This window comes from Anaerotruncus sp. 1XD42-93, assembly GCF_009917605.1.
Taxonomy (GTDB): domain Bacteria; phylum Bacillota; class Clostridia; order Oscillospirales; family Ruminococcaceae; genus Anaerotruncus.
In genome coordinates this window covers 1-949 of record NZ_QZEG01000191.1, presented here as the reverse complement: position 1 = coordinate 949, position 949 = coordinate 1, and the positions used below count along the sequence as shown (strand labels likewise).

General features: G+C 49.1%; 3 protein-coding genes. All 3 read right to left on the bottom strand.

The window, feature by feature from the left end; genetic code table 11:
- Nucleotides 1–156: 156 nt before the first annotated feature.
- The 3 genes from D5269_RS17965 to D5269_RS17955 are packed head-to-tail and all read right to left on the bottom strand — an operon-like array spanning nucleotide 157 to nucleotide 844.
- Entirely contained in the window at nucleotides 157–345 is a 189-nt protein-coding gene (locus D5269_RS17965; protein WP_120487666.1) for a hypothetical protein, read from the bottom strand.
- A gap of 60 nt (nucleotides 346–405) precedes the next feature.
- Complete coding sequence (locus D5269_RS17960) at nucleotides 406–603, bottom strand: hypothetical protein (protein WP_120487664.1); 198 nt, start codon at nucleotides 601–603, stop codon at nucleotides 406–408.
- A gap of 49 nt (nucleotides 604–652) precedes the next feature.
- Nucleotides 653–844, bottom strand: a complete 192-nt coding sequence (locus D5269_RS17955) for a hypothetical protein (protein ID WP_120487662.1) — start codon at nucleotides 842–844, stop codon at nucleotides 653–655.
- Nucleotides 845–949: the final 105 nt, after the last annotated feature.

Sequence of the window (949 nt, the reverse complement as noted above, 5' to 3'; positions counted from 1 at the left end):
GCCGTTCCGATATTCCGCCATATCTCCTTGGCGCCCTCTTCAAAATACATAGGGTCCCAGGGAACATAATCCTTGCGGTCTCCAATATTCGGAGCAATGCGGGAATCCATAGCAGTCTGCATAATCGAGTACGATGCACGCATCAAAAGAGGGGATTTAAACATCATCAACACTCCTATCTAATTTTGACTTGAAATGAAGATAAACGATCTCAAACAAGATCGCGCCATACTTGTAGCCAAAGGCGCAGAGCAGGCCGAGCAGGAAAAACAAAGCTGCAAGCATACCAAACTGGCCTGCAATACGCTCTAAGACCGCCTGTGATGCAGTAAAACAACTACACATAAAAATACCTCCTGAAAAAAATTGGCGGCAGCCCTGACAGGCCGCCGCCACCGCAGAGCATCACATGCGGGTAAAGCGAGAAATCAAGCCGGGAATAATCCGGATGCCGAGGAAAATTGCCATCAGACCGAGACCGATCGGTAAAATAACCGTTACATTAGCAATCACGCCCTGAATCAGCGGCTCGAGCATCTCTTCGGTGATGCTGAGTGTCGGCAGAGGGGTTGTTGAAGCTGTCATAACTGCGATAGCGTCCATTGTGGAACCTCCTTTAAAATTTATTTGTCACCGCGAATGCGGGGAACAATCAGAAACGAGTGAATCGGGAGAGTAGCTGTGGGACTATTTTAACCCCAATAAACACCGCTGAAAGGCAAAATATGATCGGCAGCAAAACGCCGATATTAGCGACGATGCCATCCAGAAGCGGGGCCATGTCCTCCGGCGTGATGATCGCGGGAGGGACACCGGAATCTACAAAGACCTGCGCATACTGCATTATGTTTCACCCCCCTTCGTAAGCTTCTTTCAAAATGGCATCCCAGTCCGGTTCTGGCTCTAATGGGCATTGATACCATTTTTCCAAAGGGCTACAGGTGCATCC

What these genes read in the sequence shown, in the direction of transcription:
- D5269_RS17965 (WP_120487666.1), bottom strand. Translation starts at nt 345, where the DNA reads ATGTGTAGTTGTTTTACTGCATCACAGGCGGTCTTAGAGCGTATTGCA.
- D5269_RS17960 (WP_120487664.1), bottom strand. Translation starts at nt 603, where the DNA reads ATGGACGCTATCGCAGTTATGACAGCTTCAACAACCCCTCTGCCGACA.
- D5269_RS17955 (WP_120487662.1), bottom strand. Translation starts at nt 844, where the DNA reads ATGCAGTATGCGCAGGTCTTTGTAGATTCCGGTGTCCCTCCCGCGATC.